This is a genomic window from Oxobacter pfennigii (genome assembly GCF_001317355.1).
GTDB classification, from domain to species: Bacteria; Bacillota; Clostridia; order Clostridiales; family Oxobacteraceae; genus Oxobacter; species Oxobacter pfennigii.
Map to the genome: position 1 here is coordinate 156,364 of NZ_LKET01000039.1, position 23,522 is coordinate 179,885.

General features: G+C 38.1%; 22 protein-coding genes and 1 pseudogene. 22 read left to right on the top strand and 1 reads right to left on the bottom strand.

The window, feature by feature from the left end; genetic code table 11:
- Positions 1-60 precede the first annotated feature (60 nt).
- The 15 genes from OXPF_RS14025 to OXPF_RS14090 all read left to right on the top strand — a co-directional run bounded on the left by OXPF_RS14025 (position 61) and on the right by OXPF_RS14090 (position 13,991).
- Positions 61-432, top strand: coding sequence for a DUF6514 family protein (locus tag OXPF_RS14025; RefSeq protein ID WP_054875849.1), 372 nt, complete (start codon positions 61-63; stop codon positions 430-432).
- Positions 433-713: 281 nt separating this feature from the next.
- The gene (locus tag OXPF_RS22555) at positions 714-869 is read left to right on the top strand and encodes a hypothetical protein (protein WP_160317225.1); all 156 of its coding nucleotides are present in this window, start codon (positions 714-716) and stop codon (positions 867-869) included.
- Positions 870-1,104: 235 nt separating this feature from the next.
- Positions 1,105-1,485 (top strand): holo-ACP synthase, encoded by a 381-nt coding sequence (gene acpS, locus OXPF_RS14030; protein WP_054875850.1) that lies wholly within the window; start codon positions 1,105-1,107, stop codon positions 1,483-1,485.
- Position 1,486: 1 nt separating this feature from the next.
- A complete protein-coding gene (locus tag OXPF_RS14035; RefSeq protein ID WP_054875851.1) occupies positions 1,487-3,052 on the top strand; it encodes a bifunctional ADP-dependent NAD(P)H-hydrate dehydratase/NAD(P)H-hydrate epimerase in 1,566 nt (521 codons plus the stop codon).
- A gap of 71 nt (positions 3,053-3,123) precedes the next feature.
- A complete protein-coding gene (locus OXPF_RS14040) occupies positions 3,124-3,759 on the top strand; it encodes a LolA family protein (RefSeq protein WP_054875852.1) in 636 nt (211 codons plus the stop codon).
- A 33-nt stretch (positions 3,760-3,792) separates the two neighbouring features.
- Positions 3,793-4,962 carry an alanine racemase gene (alr, locus tag OXPF_RS14045; RefSeq protein ID WP_054875853.1) on the top strand — a complete coding sequence of 390 codons (1,170 nt, stop codon included), beginning with the start codon at positions 3,793-3,795 and terminating at the stop codon, positions 4,960-4,962.
- A 287-nt stretch (positions 4,963-5,249) separates the two neighbouring features.
- Positions 5,250-5,570: a CopG family ribbon-helix-helix protein gene (locus tag OXPF_RS14050; protein WP_054875854.1), complete on the top strand. Its 321-nt coding sequence runs from the start codon at positions 5,250-5,252 to the stop codon at positions 5,568-5,570.
- Positions 5,530-5,886: a type II toxin-antitoxin system PemK/MazF family toxin gene (locus OXPF_RS14055; protein ID WP_341442588.1), complete on the top strand. Its 357-nt coding sequence runs from the start codon at positions 5,530-5,532 to the stop codon at positions 5,884-5,886. The genes OXPF_RS14050 and OXPF_RS14055 overlap by 41 nt, the downstream gene beginning before the upstream one ends.
- Before the next feature lie 361 nt (positions 5,887-6,247).
- Positions 6,248-7,102: a YitT family protein gene (locus tag OXPF_RS14060; RefSeq protein WP_054875856.1), complete on the top strand. Its 855-nt coding sequence runs from the start codon at positions 6,248-6,250 to the stop codon at positions 7,100-7,102.
- A 277-nt stretch (positions 7,103-7,379) separates the two neighbouring features.
- Positions 7,380-8,066 carry a cell division ATP-binding protein FtsE gene (gene ftsE, locus OXPF_RS14065; protein WP_054875857.1) on the top strand — a complete coding sequence of 229 codons (687 nt, stop codon included), beginning with the start codon at positions 7,380-7,382 and terminating at the stop codon, positions 8,064-8,066.
- A complete protein-coding gene (gene ftsX, locus OXPF_RS14070) occupies positions 8,056-8,943 on the top strand; it encodes a permease-like cell division protein FtsX (protein ID WP_054875858.1) in 888 nt (295 codons plus the stop codon). The genes ftsE and ftsX overlap by 11 nt, the downstream gene beginning before the upstream one ends.
- A 241-nt stretch (positions 8,944-9,184) precedes the next feature.
- Positions 9,185-10,354: a murein hydrolase activator EnvC family protein gene (locus OXPF_RS14075; protein WP_054875859.1), complete on the top strand. Its 1,170-nt coding sequence runs from the start codon at positions 9,185-9,187 to the stop codon at positions 10,352-10,354.
- A 160-nt stretch (positions 10,355-10,514) separates the two neighbouring features.
- A complete protein-coding gene (locus tag OXPF_RS14080; protein WP_054875860.1) occupies positions 10,515-11,723 on the top strand; it encodes a S41 family peptidase in 1,209 nt (402 codons plus the stop codon).
- Between the two features lie 38 nt (positions 11,724-11,761).
- On the top strand, positions 11,762-13,009 hold the full coding sequence (locus OXPF_RS14085; RefSeq protein WP_054875861.1) for a PDZ domain-containing protein: 1,248 nt from the start codon (positions 11,762-11,764) through the stop codon (positions 13,007-13,009).
- Between the two features lie 304 nt (positions 13,010-13,313).
- The gene (locus tag OXPF_RS14090) at positions 13,314-13,991 is read left to right on the top strand and encodes an N-acetylmuramoyl-L-alanine amidase family protein (protein WP_054875862.1); all 678 of its coding nucleotides are present in this window, start codon (positions 13,314-13,316) and stop codon (positions 13,989-13,991) included.
- Positions 13,992-14,035: 44 nt separating this feature from the next.
- Here the strand turns inward: OXPF_RS14090 and OXPF_RS14095 are convergent, their stop codons facing one another.
- Positions 14,036-14,926, bottom strand: a complete 891-nt coding sequence (locus OXPF_RS14095; RefSeq protein ID WP_054875863.1) for a phage holin family protein — start codon at positions 14,924-14,926, stop codon at positions 14,036-14,038.
- A gap of 195 nt (positions 14,927-15,121) precedes the next feature.
- Between OXPF_RS14095 and OXPF_RS14100 the strand changes: the two genes are divergently transcribed.
- The 7 genes and pseudogenes from OXPF_RS14100 (at position 15,122) to OXPF_RS23165 (ending at position 23,508) form a co-directional block, all read left to right on the top strand.
- On the top strand, positions 15,122-15,859 hold the full coding sequence (locus OXPF_RS14100) for a sugar phosphate nucleotidyltransferase (RefSeq protein WP_054875864.1): 738 nt from the start codon (positions 15,122-15,124) through the stop codon (positions 15,857-15,859).
- Positions 15,860-16,046: 187 nt separating this feature from the next.
- Positions 16,047-17,693: a methyltransferase domain-containing protein gene (locus OXPF_RS14105; RefSeq protein WP_083479969.1), complete on the top strand. Its 1,647-nt coding sequence runs from the start codon at positions 16,047-16,049 to the stop codon at positions 17,691-17,693.
- Positions 17,641-18,408, top strand: coding sequence for a glycosyltransferase family protein (locus OXPF_RS14110; protein WP_054875865.1), 768 nt, complete (start codon positions 17,641-17,643; stop codon positions 18,406-18,408). The genes OXPF_RS14105 and OXPF_RS14110 overlap by 53 nt, the downstream gene beginning before the upstream one ends.
- A 276-nt stretch (positions 18,409-18,684) precedes the next feature.
- A complete protein-coding gene (locus OXPF_RS14115; RefSeq protein WP_054875866.1) occupies positions 18,685-19,872 on the top strand; it encodes a glycosyltransferase in 1,188 nt (395 codons plus the stop codon).
- 97 nt (positions 19,873-19,969) lie between these two features.
- Positions 19,970-21,490 (top strand): DNRLRE domain-containing protein, encoded by a 1,521-nt coding sequence (locus OXPF_RS21880; RefSeq protein WP_201779724.1) that lies wholly within the window; start codon positions 19,970-19,972, stop codon positions 21,488-21,490.
- A 194-nt stretch (positions 21,491-21,684) separates the two neighbouring features.
- Positions 21,685-22,323 (top strand): annotated as a pseudogene (locus OXPF_RS23160) (glycosyltransferase family 2 protein); the annotation flags it as partial.
- Between the two features lie 132 nt (positions 22,324-22,455).
- Complete coding sequence (locus OXPF_RS23165; protein WP_242854421.1) at positions 22,456-23,508, top strand: glycosyltransferase family 2 protein; 1,053 nt, start codon at positions 22,456-22,458, stop codon at positions 23,506-23,508.
- The last annotated feature ends 14 nt before the right edge of the window (positions 23,509-23,522 follow it).

The window sequence follows — 23,522 nt, forward strand, 5'->3', positions numbered from 1 at the left end:
TACAAAGTTAACAAAAATTTAATGTTAAAATATAAATAAATTTCAACGGGAGGGATATGAATGGATTCTAGACATATAGAGTTATATTCATCTTCACAGACAATCGAAGGTTTTTTAAGAAAGAGACAAGCTATATACAGATATATACTTATAGAAACTCATAAGGAAATCGAATTTGGAAGTAAAAAGATTGATTTACCCTGTTTTGGTATTGAAATTGTACGTGAAGAACTGACTGGTGACGGTGCAGGCTGTATTGAAAAAGACAGCATAGAGTTTTTAACTACATACAGATATAAAGCCGTGCAGCTGCTTAAAAAATTGTATGATAACACAGTCTCTCCTCTGCATCTTATTGATATAGCAGGAATATATGCTGACGAATGGATTAAGGATTTTGATGAGCAGTTAAGCGCCATGGCAGTACAATGAGAATTTGAATATTATAAAGTATTAAAATGCATTTTTAAACCTGGGTTGACGGTTAGAAGCTATCTAATTTAAGGCCCGGTTTTTTCATTTTTCTGAAATGGAGTTGCATAAAAAAACTTATAAAAAATTTATAAAAGCTGAAACTTTAAGAGCATTTGTGCGTCTATATATATAAGGCGGCAAATATATTGTATTATTCATCAATTTGCGGATTAAGCGGTGGGAACACATTACATCTTAAAAGTTTATTGCGCCTTATAATAAATTCTTGAGGTGATTATATGAGAAAATTCTTCCTGATAATGACTATTTTGATACTCATATCTCTTTTATCCATGGGTGTGTATCAAAAATTAGAAGATATGGAAACTAAAAAGAATCAGCCGGTAAAAAGCAGTGTCGAAAAAACGCTTCCATCAGGAAGCTTTTTTATATAATAAGAAAGTTTTCTTTCCTATTATATAAAAAAGAGGATTGCATAGGACGGGACGTCCTTGCCGTCAAGTGGGGGTGCTTCGAAGGGTCACATAGGTCCTTTTTCGGTAAGTTGCGCAGCAACTTTTTTTAATTTGGGGATAAATATTTTATTCTTTACCGGCTTTGATATATACTATACTGTAAAGATTGTTAATAATTACATATAGAATATAAAGTTACAAGGGGTTTTTACTTATGTCCATTAAAGGAACGGGTATTGATATAATTGAAATAGAGAGAATAAAAAATGCTGCAGATAAAAACAGCACATTTTTAATCAAGGTATTTACAATGGCAGAAATTGAATATTTCAGGGAGAAGAAATTAAGCCCAATGAACATAGCCGGCAACTTTGCCGCTAAGGAAGCGGTTTTAAAAGCCTTAGGCACGGGTTTGCGGGAAATGGGCTGGAAGGATATTGAGATTATGAGAGATGAATTGGGAAAGCCTTTTGTTGTCCTCTGCAATAATGCATTGAATATAGCTAAAAGCAGAGGTATAGATACAATCCATATATCCATTTCCCACTGCAGGGATTATGCCGTCGCCCAAGCTGTGGCTGAGGGAGGAGTATAGTATGAAGATAGCTGATTCCAAGGAAATGAAGGCAATTGACAATTATGCCATACAGAATTTTGGAATCCCCGGCATAGTGCTGATGGAAAATGCCGCTATAAAGGTGGCAAAGCATGTATTAGGGGCCATTTTTAGGCTTAAAGGCAAAAGAATTACCCTTATCTGCGGAAAAGGAAACAACGGCGGCGACGGCTTTGCTGTTGCCAGGCTGCTTTATGTTTCCGGTATAAAGATTGATGTTTATCTTATAGGGAATGATAAAGACATCAAAGGAGATGCTCTTATAAATTACAAAATATTAAATAATATAGGGCTTAAGGTTACTTCTATAGATGCTCAAAATCTTGCAGAGCTTTACGATAATTTAAAAAGCTGTGATATTATAATAGATGCTATTTTAGGTACAGGAACCAGGGGGGAGGTTACGGGATTATATAAGAAATCAATTGATTTAATCAATGGATCACAGGCGTATGTTATATCTGTTGATATTCCCTCGGGGATTGATGCCGATACTGGAAAAATATTAGGCACAGCAGTCAGGGCAGATAAAACTGTGACCTTTGTAATTCCAAAAATCGGTCTATATACATATCCTGGAGCAGCCTTCACGGGAGAAATTGCGGTGGAGGATATATCAATTCCATGTGAAGCAATTGAAAAGCAGAATATATCCGTAAACCTTCTGACTCCCGAATATATAAAAGGCCTGCTGCCTGTAAGGCGGAAGGATACCAATAAGGGAAGCTACGGAAGGGCTGTTATAATAGGAGGCTCTGAAAATATGATGGGGGCTCCCGCCATGTCAGGACTTGCCGCCCTTAAAAGCGGTGCGGGAATTGTGGAAGTTTGCGTACCCCAATCCATTAAGGAAAGAGTTGCTCCTGTATTAATGGAAGCAATTGTACATGGGCTTGATGAAAAAGACGGCACAATTTCTTTAAGTTCCCTTGATAAAATAAAGAATATCATAAAAAAGGCATCCAGCCTTTCAATTGGACCCGGAATTTCAAAAAGTGACGATTTAAAAAAGCTTCTCTTTTCCCTTATCGAATTTTCTGATATACCCTTAATTATAGATGCCGACGGACTTAATATTCTATCTGAAGATACAAGCATTCTAAGAAAGGCTAAGGGCCAGATTATCATAACTCCCCATCCGGGAGAAATGTCCAGACTTATTGGAAAAAGCATTGATTACATCCAGATAAACCGGACTGAATGTGCAAGGGAATTTTCCTCCATATACAATGTAATTACCCTGTTAAAGGGTACAAATACAATTATTGCACAGCCTTCCGGGGAAGTTTATATAAATCCTACCGGCAACCCCGGAATGGCAAAGGGAGGTTCCGGCGATGTATTGACAGGCATCATATCCTCTTTTGCGGCTATGGGATTAAAGCCTATAGGCGCAGTAAATGCCGGCGTATATATACATGGATTGGCCGGTGATTTAGCCTCAAAGGAATTGGGGGAATACGGCATGAAAGCAGGAGATATTATTGAATTTATTCCTGCGGCTATAAAATCAATAATGCTTTACGAGGTAATAACAAAGAAATAATATGAATATATATTATATAGCTTGAAGCTAGAAGCTTCCCATTATTTTAGACATTGAAGGGAGAATGTTTTTTGAAAAAGTTCAGGCTATATATATTGATTATACTGATTATCATATTAGCCCAGGGATGTTCAAAACCGGGAGAGGATGACTTCTCAAAGGCTCACAAAATGCTTTCGGGGCTTGAAAGCTATACCACGACAGCCGAAATTATTATAAGAGGTAATAAATTAGTGGGAAGCTATATAGTGAAGCAGCATTTCAAATACCCTGACAGATACCGATTGGAAACAGTCAGCCCGGATGACAAGCGGGGAAAGATAACCATATATGATGGATATGGTATATGGATATATAACCCCCAGATAAATCAGACATATACTATGGAAAATTTCAAAGAGGTTGAAGAATCGGGTATGTTTCCCGGGTATTTTGCCAAAAACCTTTTTTCGGGTGAAGAAGCAGTGTATGATATAATGAGGGACGGTGAAGCGGAATACATAACCATAAAGGTTTTAATTCCGGGTACCAACCCTTACAGAAAGCACCAAATATTATATATTGATAAAGAAAAGATGATTCCTGTAAAAATGGAAGTATTGGATTCATCGGGGAATACCACCATTACGGTTTATTACAGGGATTTTAAATATAACGAAGAATTGGATGAAGATATATTTAAGAGGATGGTTGCCGAAAGTTTATAGCCAAAGGCTTCACAGTAACCAAGGAGGAAAGCTATGTTTAAAGATTTCAGGCCGATATGGGCAGAAATAAACCTTGACAATTTTGATCATAATATCAAGTCTATAAAAAATCTGATAGGAAAAAATACTGAATTAATAAGCGTCATAAAGGCTGACGGATACGGTCACGGAGCAATTGAGCTTGCACAAATCTGCCTTGAAAACCATGTGGAATGGATGGCGGTAGCTATTTTGGATGAAGCGCTGGAGCTACGGGCGGCAGGTATTAAAAACCCCATATTGATATTAGGTTACACGCCTTATAATATGGCAGAGGTTATTGTGAATTCCGGCTTAAGCCAGACCTGCTATTCCTATGAGCTGGCTAAATCTTTATCGGAAGCGGCGGTAAAGCTTGGAAAGATTGCAAAAGCCCATATAACCGTGGACACCGGTATGGGCAGGTTAGGCTTTTTGCCTCATGAGGAAAGCGCCGATATAATAAAGGAAATTAGCTGCCTTCCTAACCTTAAGATTGAGGGATTATATACTCATTTTGCAACTGCAGATGAAAAGGATAAGGAGTATGCAAACAATCAATATGAAAGATATAACGAATTCTTAAGAATGCTTGAAGCAAGAGGAATTGAGGTTTCGATGAAGCACGCCGGAAACAGCGCTGCTTTAATGGATCTTCCTCATACCAATCTGGACGCAGTCAGGCCGGGTATAATACAATATGGGCTATACCCATCAGACCAGGTATTTAAAGAAAGGCTTAAATTAAAGCCTGTTATGTCAATTAAAGCAAATATAGTTCATGTCAAGGAAGTCGATGCCGGTACGCCCATAAGCTACGGAAGGAAGTTCATAACAGAGAGAAAGAGCAAAATTGCAACATTGCCATTAGGTTATGCCGACGGTTTTACAAGGCTTCTTTTTGGCAAAGCTCATGTTATAGTCAATGGCAAATATGCTCCCATTGTAGGGAGGATATGCATGGATCAGTGCATGGTAGACGTAACGGATATAAAAGAAGTCAATGTAGGTGACGAAGTAATCATAATGGGCAGCGACGGAAACCTTGAAATTTCCGCAGATGATATTGCAGCAGCACTTGGTACTATTAATTATGAGATAGTATGCATGGTAAGCAGGCGTGTTCCCAGGGTGTATATAAGAAAAGGCGAAATAGTAAAGGTAAAAAATTACCTTGTCAGATAAAAAATATTGTACTATTCGGGTGTAACATAATTTTTGCCGGTTAGGCTATTGTTTCCATAAGTGTAAAGTATAACTTGTTGGATTATTAATTGTAAATGGTTATAATAGTAATAACGCTTTGCCTTTTAGCAACTTATAAAATTTTGTGTTATTTATTTATTAAATGGAAATAATGATATTAATGTGCAGTACCGGCAGCGGCTCTCAATAGTTTGACACCCCAAGTGTACATACATTATAATAAAAAAGGATACATAAGATATCTGTTTTAGGGGGTTAGTAATTTTATGGCTGAATCAAAAAAAATAATTGTAGATCTCCCCGAGAGTATGCTGGATGAATTTGATGAAATTTTAATGAAAGATAATAAAAATAGAAGTGAATTTATTATGGAAGCTATAATACTATATATTGAGGAGAAAAAAAAACACAGGCTCAGAGAAAAAATGAGACTTGGTTATATTGAAATGGCAAATATGAACCAGGAAATTGCAGAATTTGGTTTTGCCATAGATCAGATAGATCTGTGCAAATATGAAGCAAGGCTTGCGGAGTGTGATGTTATAGATGACGATGACGGTGAAACGAGGAGATATATATTATGCTGATCTAAGCCCGGTCATCGGCTCTGAACAGGGTGGGGTAAGGCCCGTGCTTGTAGTTCAGAACGATATAGGCAACAAGTATAGCCCTACGGTAATTGTAGCAGCAATCACATCCCAGATTAATAAAGCAAAGCTGCCAACCCATATAGAAATTAGTTCTGATGAATACGGGTTAAACAAAGATTCAGTCATATTACTCGAACAGGTAAGGACCATCGATAAGAAAAGGCTTAAAGAGAAAATAGGCCACATAAATGAGCAGATTATGCTCAGTGTAAACGAAGGATTACAAATAAGTTTCGGCTTGAAGGATATATAAGGAGAGAAATTCTCCTCATAAAGCTGTTGAGATATTTCAACAGCTTTTATATTTTTAGGACTTGCTTTAAGGTGCGCTGTTTTGAATACTCTATTCGCTATGTTCTAGTTTTGCAAGTTCTAAGGCTCCCTGCCTTGAAAATGCAAGAATTTTTAAACTTAGCTTCGCTCAGACAATCTAAAATTCTAAGCATTTTCTGCGGCATGTCGCCAAGAACTTTTAAAGAACTCTCACAATGCTCATTACGTGTTCAAAACAAAACAGCTCCTAGCCGTGGAAATCATTTTTGACATTAAATTTACACAGCAAATTTAATGATATAATTATGTAGTAAATGATTAAGGTTTAGCGGGTGATAACTATGAAAAAAGTAATGAAAAGTTATGTGATAATAACCCTGGGAATAATAGTTGTGGCTATAGCCATGCACTTTTTTCTCATACCTAATGACATTGCCGCCGGAGGGGTATCCGGGCTGGCTATGATAGTCAACAGTTATTTTTCTTTTCTGGATATAGGGCTTTTAATGCTGATTATGAATATCATCTTATTTATAATAGCCTTTATTCTTTTAGGCAGCAGCTTTGGAATTAAAACCATTTATGCAAGCCTGGGGATGTCAGGCGCCATATGGGCATTAGAGCACATATATCCAATGCAGGTTCCTTTAACGAAAGATGTGCTTCTTGCAGCCTTTATAGGAACTATGCTGTCGGGGTTGGGGATGGGCATGATATTCAATGAAAATGCCTCCACCGGTGGTACGGACATCATAGCTAAAATAATGAACAGGTATATTCACATGGATATAGGCAAATCACTATTGGCTTCGGATTTTATAATCACCATAATGGCTTCCTATACCTTCGGTGTTGAAAAGGGATTATATGCACTAATCGTTGTCATTTTAAACGGATTTATAATAGACTACTCCATAGAGGGCTTCAACATCGCCATGCAGGTATTTATAATGTCTTCAAAATACGATATTATCGCCGAATATATAATGAATGAACTAGAAAGAGGCGTAACATTGTTTTCAGGCGAGGGAGGCTTTACAAACAAGGAAATGAAAATAATTTATTCTGTAATAAGCAGAAAGGAATTTATAAAAATCAGGGATTATATAAAGGAAGTTGATCCAAAGGCCTTCATAAGCGTAAGTAATGCCCATGAAGTCTTAGGCGAAGGCTTTAAAAGAATAGATGCGGAATAAGCCAGGACGCTTTTCTTAAAAAACCTATATCGTGGTTGTATCAGCGACCATGATATAGGTTTTTTATATATTCTACATGTATACTCATCAGTTTAATTAAGCAATAGCAAAATATGTAAAAAAAATTATTTTTATAAGGTTTTTAATATAACTATAAAGTATGATATAATAGTTCCGTGGAACCATTTCGACACAAAACTTACCAAGAGGCTTTGGTGTTCGGATGGTTTGACGTAATTTTTATTAATCTTGTCGAAACCAGGAGCTGTTAAAAATTATGATAGAATTGACGCATATATCCAAAATATATAATGAAAATATAATGGCACTTTCCAATATAAACCTAAGGATTGATAAAGGCGAATTCGTATTTCTGGTAGGCCCCAGCGGAGCCGGAAAGTCTACATTCATCAAAATGATGCTCAAGGAAATAGACCCCACTTCAGGCAATATCATTGTCAACAACGTAAACCTCTCCAAATTAAAAAGAAGAGAAATTCCATATTACAGAAGGAACATCGGCATGGTGTTTCAGGATTTCAGGCTCATTCCGGAAATGACGGTATATGAAAATGTATCCTTTGCCATGCATGTTATAGAAGCATCTTCTAGGGATATAAGGAGGAGGGTGCCCCTGGTATTGAGTATGGTGGGCTTAAGCAAAAAAGCCAATTCATTGCCCGGGCAATTATCCGGGGGGGAGCAGCAGAGGGTATCACTTGCAAGAGCCATTGTTAACAATCCTTCCGTACTTATAGCGGACGAGCCTACGGGAAATTTGGACCCCGAAACATCCCGGGGTATCATGGAGCTTTTAAAGGATATAAATAATTCCGGAACTACTGTGATTATGGCAACCCATGCAAAAGACATTGTGGACAGTATGAAGAAAAGAGTTGTAGCCCTTGAAAAGGGAGTCCTTATAAGGGATGAACAAAAAGGGGGTTATGGATATGAAGATTAATACCGTAAAGTATTATTTCAAGGAAGGCATCCAGAGCATTATGAGAAATAAGATGATGAGCATTGCATCCATAAGTACTGTAATGGCATCATTGCTTATATTCGGAGTCTTCTTCATCACGTTGTACAATGTGAATTCAGTGGTCAAAGATGTCGAAGGCAGCGTTGAGATAAAGGTGTTTTTAAAGGATGATATTACGGACGAACAGAAAAGCGATATAGAAAGCCGCCTGAAATTATCAGAAGGCGTAAAAGAGGTAGAATTTGAATCTAAAAGGCAGGCCCTTGAGAATTTTAAAGAGCAATTGGGGGAAAAGGCTGATCTGGTAGCCGATATTGACCCTGAGGAGGTTATGCCAAACTCTTATATCATAAAAATGTATGGCCCCCAGTATGTTGACGGTGTTGTTGAAACCCTTAATTCTATGAGCGGAATTGATAAAATAAACGATGCCCGTTCCATAATGGACAGGCTGATTCAAATTACCAGCTTTATCAAGGTCCTGGGGTTAAGCCTGATGGGGATTCTTCTTATAGTAGCGGTGTTTTTAATTTCCAATACAATCAAATTGACGGTAATGGCCAGAAGAAGAGAAATAGGAATTATGAAATATATAGGAGCCACAGACTGGTTCATCAGATGGCCGTTTATAATAGAAGGAGTTTTCTTGGGTACATTCGGAGCCCTGTTTTCAGCCATAATACTGGGCTACGGATATTTTGTAGCTGTGGATGCAACTATATCAAGATTTGCAATTATTCAGCTTGTAGACCCTTTTGAAATAGTACCTTACCTGGCAGTAATGTTCATATCCGTCGGTGTGGTATTAGGGTCCATAGGCAGTATAATATCCCTCCGCAGATTTTTAAAAGTTTAGAGCAAAACCTTATGGAGCAACTGATTGCAAAAAGCGACAAGCGAAGCCTTAAAGGAAAGGGGACAACTATAAGTTGGTGACATTCCTTTAGGAGCGTCACCTTACATTGGCTGAATGTCCCCAACTTATGCGAGCTCGGCCATCAAAATCAGGATGGTTTTTAACTGGATAGCTTTTTGTAATCTGTTGCTTGAAGAAACCTAAGTTTTGGAGAAATAAATAGGTAAGGAGATGGTATCTTTTGAAAGGAAAGAAGCTATTGGTTTTACTTCTGGTTGCAGCCATGACGGTGGTTTTCAATGCTGCGGCTTTTGCAGACGAGCTTACGGAAAAGCAAAACAATTATGATAAAATACAAGATAAAATTGAAGGCGCAAAAGATGAATACGACAGCCTGGAGGACCAGGTTGCAGCAGATCAAAAGCAGGTAAAGGCACTGGAACAGGATATCGAAACTGTGGAATATGATATAACTGAAATGGAAGGAAGAATAGCCGATGTGCAGCAAATAATAAATGTGACAACAAAAGAGCTGGATGCTGCCATTGAAGATTACAACAGCCAGGACGAACTCATGAAAAAGAGAATAAACGCATTGTACAAGAACGGCACATCCATGGGCTACCTTGAGGTGCTGGTTGAATCCTCAAGCTTCTCCGACTTCGTAACTAGGGCTGATATCATGCAAAAAGTAGTGGATTATGATATGAGTATGCTGGAGGAAATGAAGGCTAAAAGGGAAGAAATAAACAACAAAAAGATTAAGCTGGAGCAGGACAAGGCTGAATTAGTAGCATTGAAAGCAAATCTGGACCAGAAGAAAAAAGAGCTTGTAAGCAAAAACAATGAGAGAAAAAGCAGAATTGTAGCTTTGGAAAAGAAGCAGGCCGAGCTTAAGAATTTTATAGAGCAGGAAGAAGCAGCTGCTAAAAAGTTAGAAGAGGAAATTAAGCTTCTATTGAGCAGCCAGGGAGTATATGACGGCAGCAAGTATGCTATTGTAAGAAAGTCCGACTTCCCCAGCGGCTCATCCCCCAGAATAACCTCTTATTACGGCAGCAGGATAGACCCCATAACAGGAAAAGCAGGGGCTTTCCATTCGGGGGTAGACATTGGCACGGCACGCTTGACTAATATTCCCGTATATGCCATGGCACCGGGCAAAGTAATACTTTCAAAATATTACGGAGGCTATGGTAATGCTGTGGTTATAGATCATGGAAGCGGTTTTTCCACCCTTTATGCACATAATAATAAGCTGCTGGTGTCAGTTGGACAAACAGTCCTTGGAGGACAGAAAATTGCCTTATCAGGAAGCACTGGAAGATCCACCGGGCCGCATATACATTTCGGCGCTATGCAAGACGGCAATTATATTGATTCTCTTCCTTATTTATTGATAGGAAATTAATAGAAGGTTAAAGGGCAGAATTCAAAAGAATTACTGTCCTTATCTTTTTTCTTCCCCGCAATAATTTTGAATAAAAAAATGCCAAGTGTTATAATGATAAGGAAAATATAATAAAATATTTAGAGATAATCACTATTATACGAATATACGAGGTGTTGGAATGATAACTAAAAGAAAGGCGATTCTTTGGGTAGTTGCTGCAGTACTGGTAACAAATATTTCTACATTCATGTTGTCAAATTTTATATCAGTAGGCTTGGGGAATAAATACATAGTAACGGAAAAAGAAAATGAACTCATAAAAAAGTTTAATAAGCTTTTTGTGGTTAAAGATATAATTGAAAAGCAGTATGTGGACCCTATTGATGAGAGCAAGCTTATAGAGGGTGCGGTAGCAGGTATGGTCCAAGGAGTCAACGACCCCTATACCGAATACATGACCCCTGAAGAATACTCTGCCAGTACTGAAGCCATGGAAGGCGAGTATGCGGGGGTAGGGCTTATTGTCACTCTGATAGACGACAAGGTGACCGTTGTATCCCCCATTGAGGATACTCCGGGATATAAGGCAGGCATGAAATCCGGTGATGTAATAATCGGTGTAAATGATACTCCCACCACAGGTAAAAAGCTCAATGATGTCGTGTCAATGATGAAGGGCAAGGCCGGAACCGAGGTCAAGCTTACGGTTATAAAAAACGGAGAATCTTCTCCTGTTGAAGTTAAAATTGTAAGGGAAAACATTGTACTAAATCCCGTCAAGAGCGAAATGATGGGAGATAATATTGGATATATAAGAATTTCCACCTTTAATCAGGAAAATGTGGCAGACAGCTTCAACCAGGCATTGCAAAGCCTTAAAATCAAGAAAATGAAAGGACTTGTACTTGATTTGAGGGATAACGGCGGCGGACTTTTAAGCGAATGCAAAAAAGTGGCTGATATGCTTTTAGGTGAAGGTACAATAGTATATACCATAGATAACCAGAACAGAAAAGAAGTATTGACATCTGACCCCAATAAAGTAGATGTGCCAATAGTGGTTTTAGTAAACGGCGGTACTGCCAGTGCTTCTGAAATAGTGTCCGGTGCCATAAAAGATACAAAATCAGGCACGCTGGTTGGTACAAAGACCTTCGGAAAAGGCCTTGTTCAAACAATAATACCTCTTACATGGGACAAATCGGCTGTAAAGGTTACAATAGCAAGATATTATACTCCCAGCGGAATATCCATACAGGGAAAGGGTATCGAACCCGATGTGGTGGTGGAGCTTCCCGAAGAATTGCAGAGGAAGTCGGAATTGACACGGCAGGAGGATGTTCAGCTTATTAAAGCCCTTGAGATAGTAGAGGAGCAGACTAAATAAGCATATATTTCCCTTGACATTAAATAGGTGGTGAGAATATGGATATACTTGCTATGCTGAAGATATGCTTTAGCGCGGTAGCATCTGCAGTCCTGATGCCTGATGCAAATCTCTGGTTTATATTATTATTGATGGTTATTTATTTTCAATATAAAAAAAATATCAGGCTGCAGGAGATAGTGTACGGCAAGCCTAAATATGACTTGACTAATCTTATGGTAACTTCGGTATTGTCGGGTATTGCAGCCGGCCTTATAATAAGCATGCCCATGACCATAATCGGTATTTCCTTCAGCCGGGATATGGGCCTTCAGTACTTAATATTGATATCTCTGGTTTTGATGTTTATAGAACCCAGATTTTTATGCTTCTCATATTCCGGAGGGATACTTTCATTAGTAAGCTTAATATTTGGTATAAAGGGAATTGACCCTACCGGAATAATGATTCTGGTAGCATCGTTGCACCTCATGGAAGCTTTGCTTATCTATGTTGATGGCTTTCGCGGAGCAGTGCCGGTATTTTATGAGAGAAAGAACGGCGAAATAACCGGCGGCTTTTCCATGCAGCGATATTGGCCGGTGCCCATAGCCCTCATAGTTTTCATGGGTTATGAGCAAGTTACGGGAGACGTGGTAGCCACCCCAAGCTGGTGGCCTATCATTCGGCCTTTTATGGATCCGGAGCGCATGCAGGAAGCTTTATTTGTTGCTCTTCCCCTAACGGCAATATTGGGACATGGTTCCTTTACGGCATCCTACATGCCTAAGGATAAATGTAAAGATACATCTTTCAAGCTTGCCGTATTTGCACTCATGCTCTTGATACTTTCAATACTTTCTTCATTTATATATGTATTTAAATATATTGCCGCGCTTTTCGCACCTCTTGCCCATGAGTTTTTGATACAGCTGGACAGGAAGCAGGAATTGGAGCGAGCGCCCCTTTTTTCATCATCACCGGAAGGTATAAAGGTATTGGATACAATACCTGATGGTCCCGGAGAAAAGATGGGTATAAAACCAGGAGATACAGTAATGTCTATCAACAATAAAAGCGTAAAAACAGAAGAGGATATGGATGAATTTTTCAAGGACTATGTATCCTTTATTTGGGTGGATGTCAAGGATATAAAGGGAGATATAAAGACACTGGAATTTAAAAATTATAATGAGGGTATTGATTCACTGGAGCTTATATGCATACCCGGAAGCAACAGCAATAACAGGATAATGGTTAAAGAAAGCAGAAGTATCTTAAAAAGATTGTTCAATAAGGAAAGCTAATACAGGGGCTGTTGTCTTTTAAACTTTGCATTGCTATGTTCAAGTTTTGCAAGTTCTAAGGCTCCCTGCATTGAAAATACGAGAATTTTTAAACTTCTTACCGCTCAAGCAATCAAAAATTTTAAGTGTTTTCTGCCATCACCAAGAACTTGTTCAGAACTCTCACAATTCATTTACGTTGTTTAAAAGGCACAGCCCCTTTCCGTATCATTTTTAATTTTTATGAATAATATATAGGGGAAAATTATTAAAATGTACTAAAAATTAATTGCAGGGCAATTTATTGTCACAAGGGGGGATATATATGAAAATATGTATAGATGCAGGCCATGGAGGCAAGACACCCGGTGCCCAGGGAAAGAAAACCCTGGAAAAGTATATAAACCTTGAACTGGCATTGAAATTGAGAGATGAGCTTGTAAAAAACGGGATAGAAGTCATTATGACCAGGACAACGGATGTATATATTGAACTGAAGGAAAGATGTGATATAGCAAACAAGAACAAGTGCGATTATTTTATAAGCATACACTGCAACAGCTTTACAGATACATCCGTATCGGGCACCGAAACCTACTATTATAATGGAAGCAAAGAAGGTATGGAGTTGGCCCGGGCTATACAGAATGCAGCCGTCCAATACAGCAAAAATAAAGACAGAGGCATAAAGACTGCCAGTTACTATGTGCTTGTATATACTGCCATGCCTGCAGTACTACTGGAGACTGCCTTTATATCCAATGAGAATGAAGAGAATATGTTAATGGATAAAACTTGGCAGGAAGGCTTTGTAAAAAATATTTCCTCAGCTATATTAAACTATCTTGGGATTAAGCCCAATGATGGCACAATCCCGGAGGAGCCAGGGTCATCAGGAAGGGAATTAAGTGATGAAGACCGCCAAAAAGCCATTGAAGAGCTTGAAAGAATGCTGGAGCTTATGACTCAATCGGTAAATAAGCTGAAAGACATAATAAGATAAAAGAGCAGGCGCTGTACCAGGAATAGGTGCAGCGCCTGCTAAATTTAATTTTTGCAGTTGTTTTTAAATAAAAGAGCTTCCCCCTTTTGAACATCTACTATTGCCTGATATGCGGCTACTATTATTTTTTCAAAAATCAAAGATTTCTTTCTTTCGGGGGAAATGTCACTGTAGCATACTTCCCTTATACCCTCCAGCCATTTTTTGAATTGGGGCTCATTCCAATTATTGAAAGTTTTTATACATTCATCGGATATGCCTGCGTCAGCTATCTTTGTATTGATTACCTCTTCAGCGGTATTGAACAAGCTCGCCACACGAAAGAATATGAGATCATTATCCTTTGTATTGTTCTCCAGAAATTGCAGGTCCAGGCTGGTTATGAACCTGGCCCATTCCTCCAGCCTTATTTTTAAAATAACCTTCATGGGTTCATCCTTGATACCCGGCACCTGATAATCCATCATGTCCATTATTTCGGATATATAGCTCTGAACGTTTGTATTGCTGGTTAAAAGATCATCCAAGGGCTCTATCCTTAAATATTTCATTATTAATTTTGAAAACCCAGAAGGCAGCGGTGCGCCCAACAAAGTTAAGTTTTTAAGGATGCTCAAGGATTCCGTAATGATAAGAAAGCTGGAAATAATATTGGTAAGAAAGCTTGTTTGTATAAAAGAGGCAACACCTATTTCCACCAGCCTAATAGTGGCTATGGAGGAAAAATAGGTTATGAGCTTTTTAAACAGCTTCTTAAGTTTTGAAAAATAAAATCTCTTTTGTTTTATGGCATTGGAAATACCGAAAATGGTATCCAGCATAATCAAAATAACCAATACCAGAATAGATGTCTGAAATTGCGAAAAATACGAAATAACAAGGCTTATAGCCAGTTTTTCATGCCAATTTTGTACTATCTCAAAAAAATTATCCATAATATCACCTCATTTCCCATAATCTCATACATCCTTCGACATCTTTCACAATATAGTATTCAAATACAGGCAGATGTTGTTCATAAAATAATTATAGTTTAAAAAAAGGCACATTCAATTTTTGCAGGAATATTATGTATCGGAATAGCTGATTAATCAGAATTATATAATCCATACAGAAATGAAGGGATTTTTATGAAGGGCATAATATTAGCCGGCGGAACCGGTTCCAGGCTTTATCCTTTGACAAAGGTGACAAACAAGCATCTCCTTCCCATAGGGAGATATCCTATGATATATTATCCCGTTTCAAAGCTAAAGGAGGCGGGTATCAGAGAAATAGCCGTTATAACAGGCAAAGAGCATATGGGTGCTGTGGTGAATTTGCTGGGCAGCGGATATGATTTAGGAGCTGAATTCACTTATAGAATACAGGACAGGCCGGGGGGAATTGCACAAGCTCTGGGATTATGCAGAAATTTTGTAGGAAATGACAAATGCGTTGTCATACTGGGTGACAATATTTTCAATGAATCAATTGCCTATTTTGTTGAAAAATTCAAATCTCAGGATTGCGGTGCCAGGATAATAATCCATGAGGTTAAAGACCCTCAAAGATTTGGCGTGGCTGAATTTAATAAAGACAGAATAGTGAGTATAGAAGAAAAGCCTAAATTTCCTAAAAGCAATTTTTGCGTGACGGGTATTTATATGTATGACAGTTGGGTTTTTGAAGCGGTAAATACACTGAAGCCTTCCGGCAGAGGGGAGCTTGAGATAACCGACGTAAACAACTGGTATATAAAAAACAGCTGTCTTTATTATGATGTTTTCAAGGATTGGTGGACAGACGCCGGAACCTTCGACTCCCTGCGGACTGCTTCCGAATTGGCAAAGGATATGAATCTGGCTGATATTTTAAATAGAAATTAAATTTATTATTATTATTATATGTATATAAGCAGGTATACCATTTGTGATATGCCTGTTTTTAAATTAACCTGGAATTAACATATACCTTTCGAGTATAAGGCACATGTAAATATAAGCATTCTTTTAAATAATGAGTAATATATATAAGGCTAAATTAAATTCATGAAATAAGGAAGGGAAAAATGATATGAAGACTAGCATTATCATATTAGCTTACGATAAGCTTGATTATACTAAATTATGCATAGAAAGTATCAGGAAATATACAAATCCAGGGGAATATGAAATTATTGTAGCTGGTGAGAAGCCCAATATTGACACAAAAAGTTGGTTCAAGGAGCAAAACGATATAGTAACAATATTTAATGAAGATAATATGAAATTTAGCAGGGTGATTAATGATGGAATAAAAATTGCGTCTGGAGATAATATTTTGCTTTTAGATAATGATACTGTAGTTACACCAAGATGGCTGGATAATTTAACAACATGCCTATATAATTTGAAAAAAAATGGAGCCGTTGGTGCAGTGACAAATAGTGGACCCTATTATCAAGTAATCGATGCAGCCTGTAAAAATGTTGATGAGGCAGCTGATTTTGCAGAGCAGTATAATAGATCAAACCCTGATTTGTGGGAAGAAAAACTTAGACTTAATGGATTCTGCCTATTGATTAAAAAGGAAGTTATCGATAAGGTAGGTTTGCTGGATGAAAGATTTACACCAGGTATCTGTGAGGCTGATGATTATTCTTTCAGAATAAGGATAGCGGGATATTCATTGGTACTTTGCAAGGATACATTTATCTATCATTTTAATACGAATATTTTCAATTATCAGCTTATAGTTGAAAATGAAAAAAAATTCGAGGAAAAGTGGAAGTTTAATTTAAGGTATTCAACGGGTGTAAGGCAGGAAATTATTAATTTAATAGATACTCCAAAAGATAAAAAAATTAATGTTTTGGAAATAGGATGCGCCTGTGGTGGCACACTTCTTAAAATCAGGGATATATATAAAAATGCCGATATATACGGTATTGAACTAAATATAGGAGCGGCACAAATCGCTCAATCTTTTGCTGAAATCAAAAAAGGAGATATAGAAAATGAACCATTGGATTATCCAGATAATTTTTTTGATTATATAATATTTGCGGATGTCCTGGAGCATTTGAATAATCCATGGGTCGTTTTAACAAATATTAAAAAATGTATAAAGCCGGAAGGATGCGTACTGGCCAGCATTCCTAATATTATGCATTATAGTGTATTGAGAGGGCTGATAAATGGATACTGGACATATGAAGAAGCAGGAATACTTGACAGGACGCATTTAAGATTTTTTACTTTGAACGAGATTGATAAAATGTTTAAGGATACCGGATATCAGATATTAGCTTGTTTCTGGACTTTATTATATAAAACGGCGGCTGATGAGAATTTTATAAGTCAGTTAAATGAGCTGACAGGTAAAAATCTGACTTCACAATATGAGGCATACCAATATATTATAAAAGCTAAAAATATAGCCGGTGTTGAAGATACGTTGTCAAAGGCACTGACAGAAACTAATATAAAAGAAGATAAGAATGCAAATAGGGATTTGAAGTTTTTACTAAGAAGGATAGAAAATGGAGTAAAAACACAGGAAAGCATGGAGAAGGTAATTGAGTTGATTAATAATAAAAAATATATGGATGATATTGTTGCTGTGATCATGAATGACATAATAGAAAGAGAAAAGATAATATCCCTTGTATGGCTGGAATGCTGTAAATATGGATTATTTGACAATGCCATGGAGCTGCGGAAAAAATATCATGCATATTAGCAAGCAAAATATATGGAAAGTCAAGGAGAGGAAAAATGTGAATAATGAAAAAAAGATATGTTTTATTTGCTGTGTAAATGACGAAGTATTATATGAAGAGGCTATGCAATATATAAATTGCATGGAAATCCCTGAAGAATATGAAGTTGAAAATATTTATATTAAAGACGGTATATCAATAACCGATTCTTATAATAAGGCAATGAAAGAATCGGATGCTAAATATAAAATATATATGCATCAGGATGTATTTATTATCAACAAGGAATTCGTTAAAAATATTATCAGCATTTTTAAAAGCGATGATAATATAGGAATGATTGGAGTAGCAGGATCAAAAACCATACCTTCCAACGGGATATGGTGGGAGTCACAGTATAGATATGGTAAAGTGTATGGCAATACTAGCGGAAGAATGCAGATATTAAAATTTACTGAAGTAGAAAATGAATATGAAGAGGTAAAATGTATTGACGGTTTATTAATGATTACTCAATATGATATACCATGGAGAAGCGATAAATTTAATGGCTGGCACTTTTATGATATTTCACAGAGTTTAGAGTTCAGAAAATTAGGATATAAAGTTGTCATACCGAAGCAAAGTAAACCATGGTGTATCCATGATTCAGGCATTGTTACTATCGGTTCTGAATATGAAAAAAATAAGAGTATTTTTATTGGGGAATATTCTCAATATTTAAATGTGCTATAACTAAGTGAAGATGTTGATAAGAAAATTTTATTAAATTCTGCACCATTAAATCGTGCATAAATCGGATCAGAAGAATCTTTTTTATGCATGATTTTTTTTATGTATCTTTTTTATACAATTTTCATTGGACATATAAAATGGCTTTCCTTTAGAGAACAAATTTGAAGGTAGCTTATATTCATCACCTTTCCCCTTTTTGCTCATATCATGAAGTAAGGAACTGACAATTGAAGCATTGGTACTTATGATGTTTTAAAAAATGAAAGGGGAGTTACTATGAGCAGACGAAATTTTAATTTCAATGAGTATCCGCCTCAATATAATGATATAAAAGATGTCTTTCTTCCGCTTTCCTTATTTAAGAGGTTATCCCAGGAAAATTCTTTAGAAGATAAAGGAAACAGTAAAATAAGCACTGATTTGAATGATTTATCAAAGGATACAGTAATTATCTATCCGCCCACCATCGACTGGCACTGGATGAAACAAAGGCCTCAGCAGCTTATGGAGCAATTTGCCCGGCATGGATTTGAAGTGTATTTCTGCAGTTTAAAGCAGTCTGAAAATATAAGTAATACCCTTATTGAGCCAAATTTATATCTGGTACATGATAATAAAAAATTCATTACCGATACCATACCTTCTTTAAAGAGAAAAGGCAAGAGGATTTTGATATGGGTATCCTGGTCTAAACTTTGCATATTCTTGGAGCAATATCGACCGGATTTTATCATATACGATTATCTGGATGATTTCGCACATTGGGCATTGTATCTGGATATAATGGTAAATCGTGCCGATATGGTGGTGGCTACCTCAGGCATTTTAAAAAGGCAGATTGAAAAAAAATATCCTTACAAACCCAATTATTTAATTCCAAATGGATGCGATATAAGGCATTTTCAGAAATTCAGAAATGAAACTCCCGAGAAGCCAAAGGAATTCTCAAACCACAACGGGCCTATCATATGCTATGTAGGGGCCTGGGCATCCTGGGTGGACCATGAACTAGTAAAGAAAATTGCACGGACTTACCCCCATGCATTACTGGTTACATTAGGAGTGGAATTCTCGCCAAGGGTGGATAACAGATTCATAACCAATATAAAACATCTGGGACATATACCTTATGATGATCTGCCAAGATATTTGTATTATGCTGACATATGCATAATACCTTTTAAGATAAATGATATAACCCTTGCAACAAATCCCATAAAAATGTACGAATATCTGGCTGCTGGTAAGCCCGTAGTATCTTCAAATTTACCGGAGGCAAGGAATATACCTTATGTATCCATTGGAAAAGACCACAGGTCCTTTATTCAGCAGGTAGGCAATAATCTCTCACATTCGGTACGGTTTGATATAAAGGAAGTAAATAACTGGTTGATGCAGCATACATGGGAATGTCGGTATGAAAGCATAGTGCAGGCAGTCAGCTGCAACTTGAAAAATAAATAAAAAATATGTAGCAGGATTCTACAAATAACATATATGTATAATAGAGGATGACTAAAAAATATAAAAACCGACAAATCTCGAAAAAGGAGAGGTGAAAATGCCGATAATTAATATCAATCCTACCGATGATGTCTATATAGCAGAATTTTTTCCTACGACTAATTTTGCGTCTGTACCTGTACTGTTTATCGGTGAGTATTTACAGGAAGATGGACTGCCTGATGCTTACAGGAGTCTTCTGAAATTTGATCTGTCAGCAATACCGCCGCTAACTGCCATAGTAAGTGCAACACTAAATCTTTTCGTAGGAAGAAAGGATAAGACTGATGCCCAGCTTAGCCCACAACCGGCAACCATATTCAGGAATCTTGATGATTTTAGTGAATTGACTGTCACATGGAATACTCAACCGGCAGTGGCTCCGACGGGTATTTCCAGAAATATAACGGATGCAGACCTGCTAACTTATATAAGTATTGACATTACTCCAATTGTAAGAGCATGGTTCTTCGGAGTGGCTCCTAATTTTGGAATTGAAATACGCGGTATAGAGGATATAAACGATACTATAATTGCGTTTACAGCCAATGGAACTCCGACGCCGCCTTTTCTCCAAATAGATTTTGAAAGTATTGTAGGGCCGACCGGAGCAACCGGAGCAACTGGAGCAACCGGAGCAACTGGAGCAACCGGAGCAACTGGAGCAACCGGGGCAACCGGAGCAACAGGAGCAACTGGAGCAACCGGGGCAACCGGAGCAACAGGAGCAACCGGAGCAACCGGAGCAACAGGAGCAACCGGAGCAACCGGAGCAACAGGAGCAACAGGAGCAACTGGAGCAACCGGAGCAACCGGAGCAACAGGAGCAACAGGAGCAACCGGGGCAACAGGAGCAACAGGAGATACCGGGGCAACAGGAGCAACAGGAGCAACAGGAGATACCGGGGCAACAGGAGCAACAGGTGATACAGGAGCAACTGGAGCAACAGGAGATACCGGGGCAACAGGAGCAACAGGCGACACTGGAGCAACTGGAGCAACAGGTGATACAGGAGCAACTGGACCGACAGGTGATACAGGAGCAACAGGAGATACCGGAGCAACCGGGGCAACCGGAGATACCGGAGCAACTGGGGCAACCGGCGACACTGGAGCAACCGGCGACACTGGAGCAACCGGAGCAACAGGCGACACAGGAGCAACCGGAGCAACAGGCGACACAGGAGCAACCGGAGCAACAGGCGACACAGGAGCAACCGGAGCAACAGGCGACACAGGAGCAACCGGAGCAACAGGCGACACAGGAGCAACAGGAGCAACAGGCGACACTGGAGCAACCGGGGCAACAGGTGACACCGGACCGACAGGACCAACAGGCGACACTGGAGCAACTGGAGCAACAGGACCGACTGGCGACACAGGAGCAACCGGGGCAACAGGTGACACCGGACCGACAGGACCAACCGGCGACACCGGAGCAACCGGAGCAACAGGACCGACAGGTGATACTGGAGCAACCGGGGCAACCGGAGCAACAGGTGACACTGGAGCAACCGGGGCAACCGGGGCAACCGGGGCAACAGGTGACACTGGACCAACTGGACCAACAGGGCCGTAATGATAGACAAAAACAACAGGACCCATAAGAAATAACTGAATTAACATCCTTGATTATGTAAAAATAGACATTCGATTGAATGTACTGCAAATAGAATAGTATAAAGAAAGGAAGTCTTCTAAAAAATTTATGAAGACTTCCTACATACTCTATACATATTTTTAATTCTATAAAAATGGCTTTTGGGGGTTAAGATGAAGACGAGTATAATAATCCTGACTTATAACGGGCTTGAGGTTACAAAACAATGCATAGAGAGTATAAGAGTGCATACGCCGGAGGAATATGAGTTAATAGTTGTTGATAATAATTCCGATGACGGCACTATTGAATATCTAAAAGGGCAAAGAGATATTAAAACGGTATATAACAATGAAAATATGGGTTTTGCTAAAGGCTGCAACCAGGGCGTAGAAGTTGCCGAAGGACAGAATATATTGTTTTTAAATAATGATGTTCTAGTGACTGAAGGCTGGCTTAAGAACATGTTGAGGCTTTTATACAGTGATTATAAAAATGGCATGGTTGGACCTGTAAGTAATTATGTGTCAGGTTATCAGCAAATTCCCGTAACATACAGGGATATTACCGGAATTGATGAATTTGCAAAACAATATTGCAAAATTAATGCTGGCTGCTACAGGACCGTAAATCGCCTCATAGGGTTTTGTCTTCTGGTTAAAAAAGAGATTCTCGATGAAGTGGGTAATTTTGATGAGCAGTTTGGCATTGGAAATTATGAAGATGATGATTTGTGCTATAGAGTACTTCAAAAAGGGTATAAATTAAAAATTGCTCTGGATTCATTTATACATCATATAGGCCATACCACATTCAAAAAACTTGGGCAAGCAAAGCTTAATGAGTTATTGACTGAAAACCGAAAAAAAATTATGGATAAATGGGGATTTGACGTTACAAATAAGCTTCATACTGGGAAAGTAGAAGTCACCATAAGCCTTTGCATGATAGTAAAGAATGAGGAAAAGACTCTGAAACGCTGCCTTGATTCTGTAAACGAAGCTGTGGATGAAATAATCATCGTCGATACGGGTTCTGGAGATAAAACCAAAGAAATCGCTTTAAAATATACGGATAAGATATTTGATTTTCAATGGATAAATGATTTTTCTGCTGCAAGGAATTATGCTTTTTCCAAGGCCACAAAAGAGTATATATTGTGGCTGGATGCAGACGATGTAATTGATGATGAAGATAGGAAAAAGCTGATTGCATTGAAAAATGCCATGGACTCATCAGTGGATTCTGTGACAATGAATTATAACCTGGCATATGACAAAAACGGTAATGTTACTTCCAGCTTAAGGCGAAATCGGCTTGTCAGGAGAGCCTGCCATTTTAAATGGATAGGTGCTGTCCATGAATACCTTGCTGTTTATGGCAATATTATAAACTCTGATATTGCTGTAATCCATGAAAGTATTGAGCATGAGTCTGACAGAAATATAAAAATATACGAGGAAAGGCTCAATAAGGGAGAAGAATTTTCACCAAGGGATTTATATTATTATGCCAATGAATTGAGGGATCACGGCACATTTGATAAAGCGGCAGAATTTTATGAGAAATTTCTCAATACCGGACAGGGATGGGTAGAGGACAATATTGGAGCATGTGGTAAGCTTGCAGATTGCTATTATAATTTGAAAGATAGAAGCAGGGAATTGATGTATACTCTTAAATCCTTTGAATATGACAGCCCCAGGGCAGAATTTTGCTGCCGCCTGGGATATTATTTCTTAAACTTAAGCAAGTACAGAGAAGCAATTTTCTGGTATAAACTTGCATCAGAGTTGGAAAAACCAAAAGAAAGCTGGGGCCAGATGAATCATTCCTGTTGGACGTGGCTTCCTCATTTACAGCTTTGCGTATGTTACGATAGATTAGGGGAACATGAGCTTGCCTCCAGGCATAATGAGCTTGCTGCCCAATATATACCCGATGATCCAAGAATAGACTTTAATAGAAAATATTTTGAGAATAAACTAAAAAAGTAACAGTTTTAATTTAA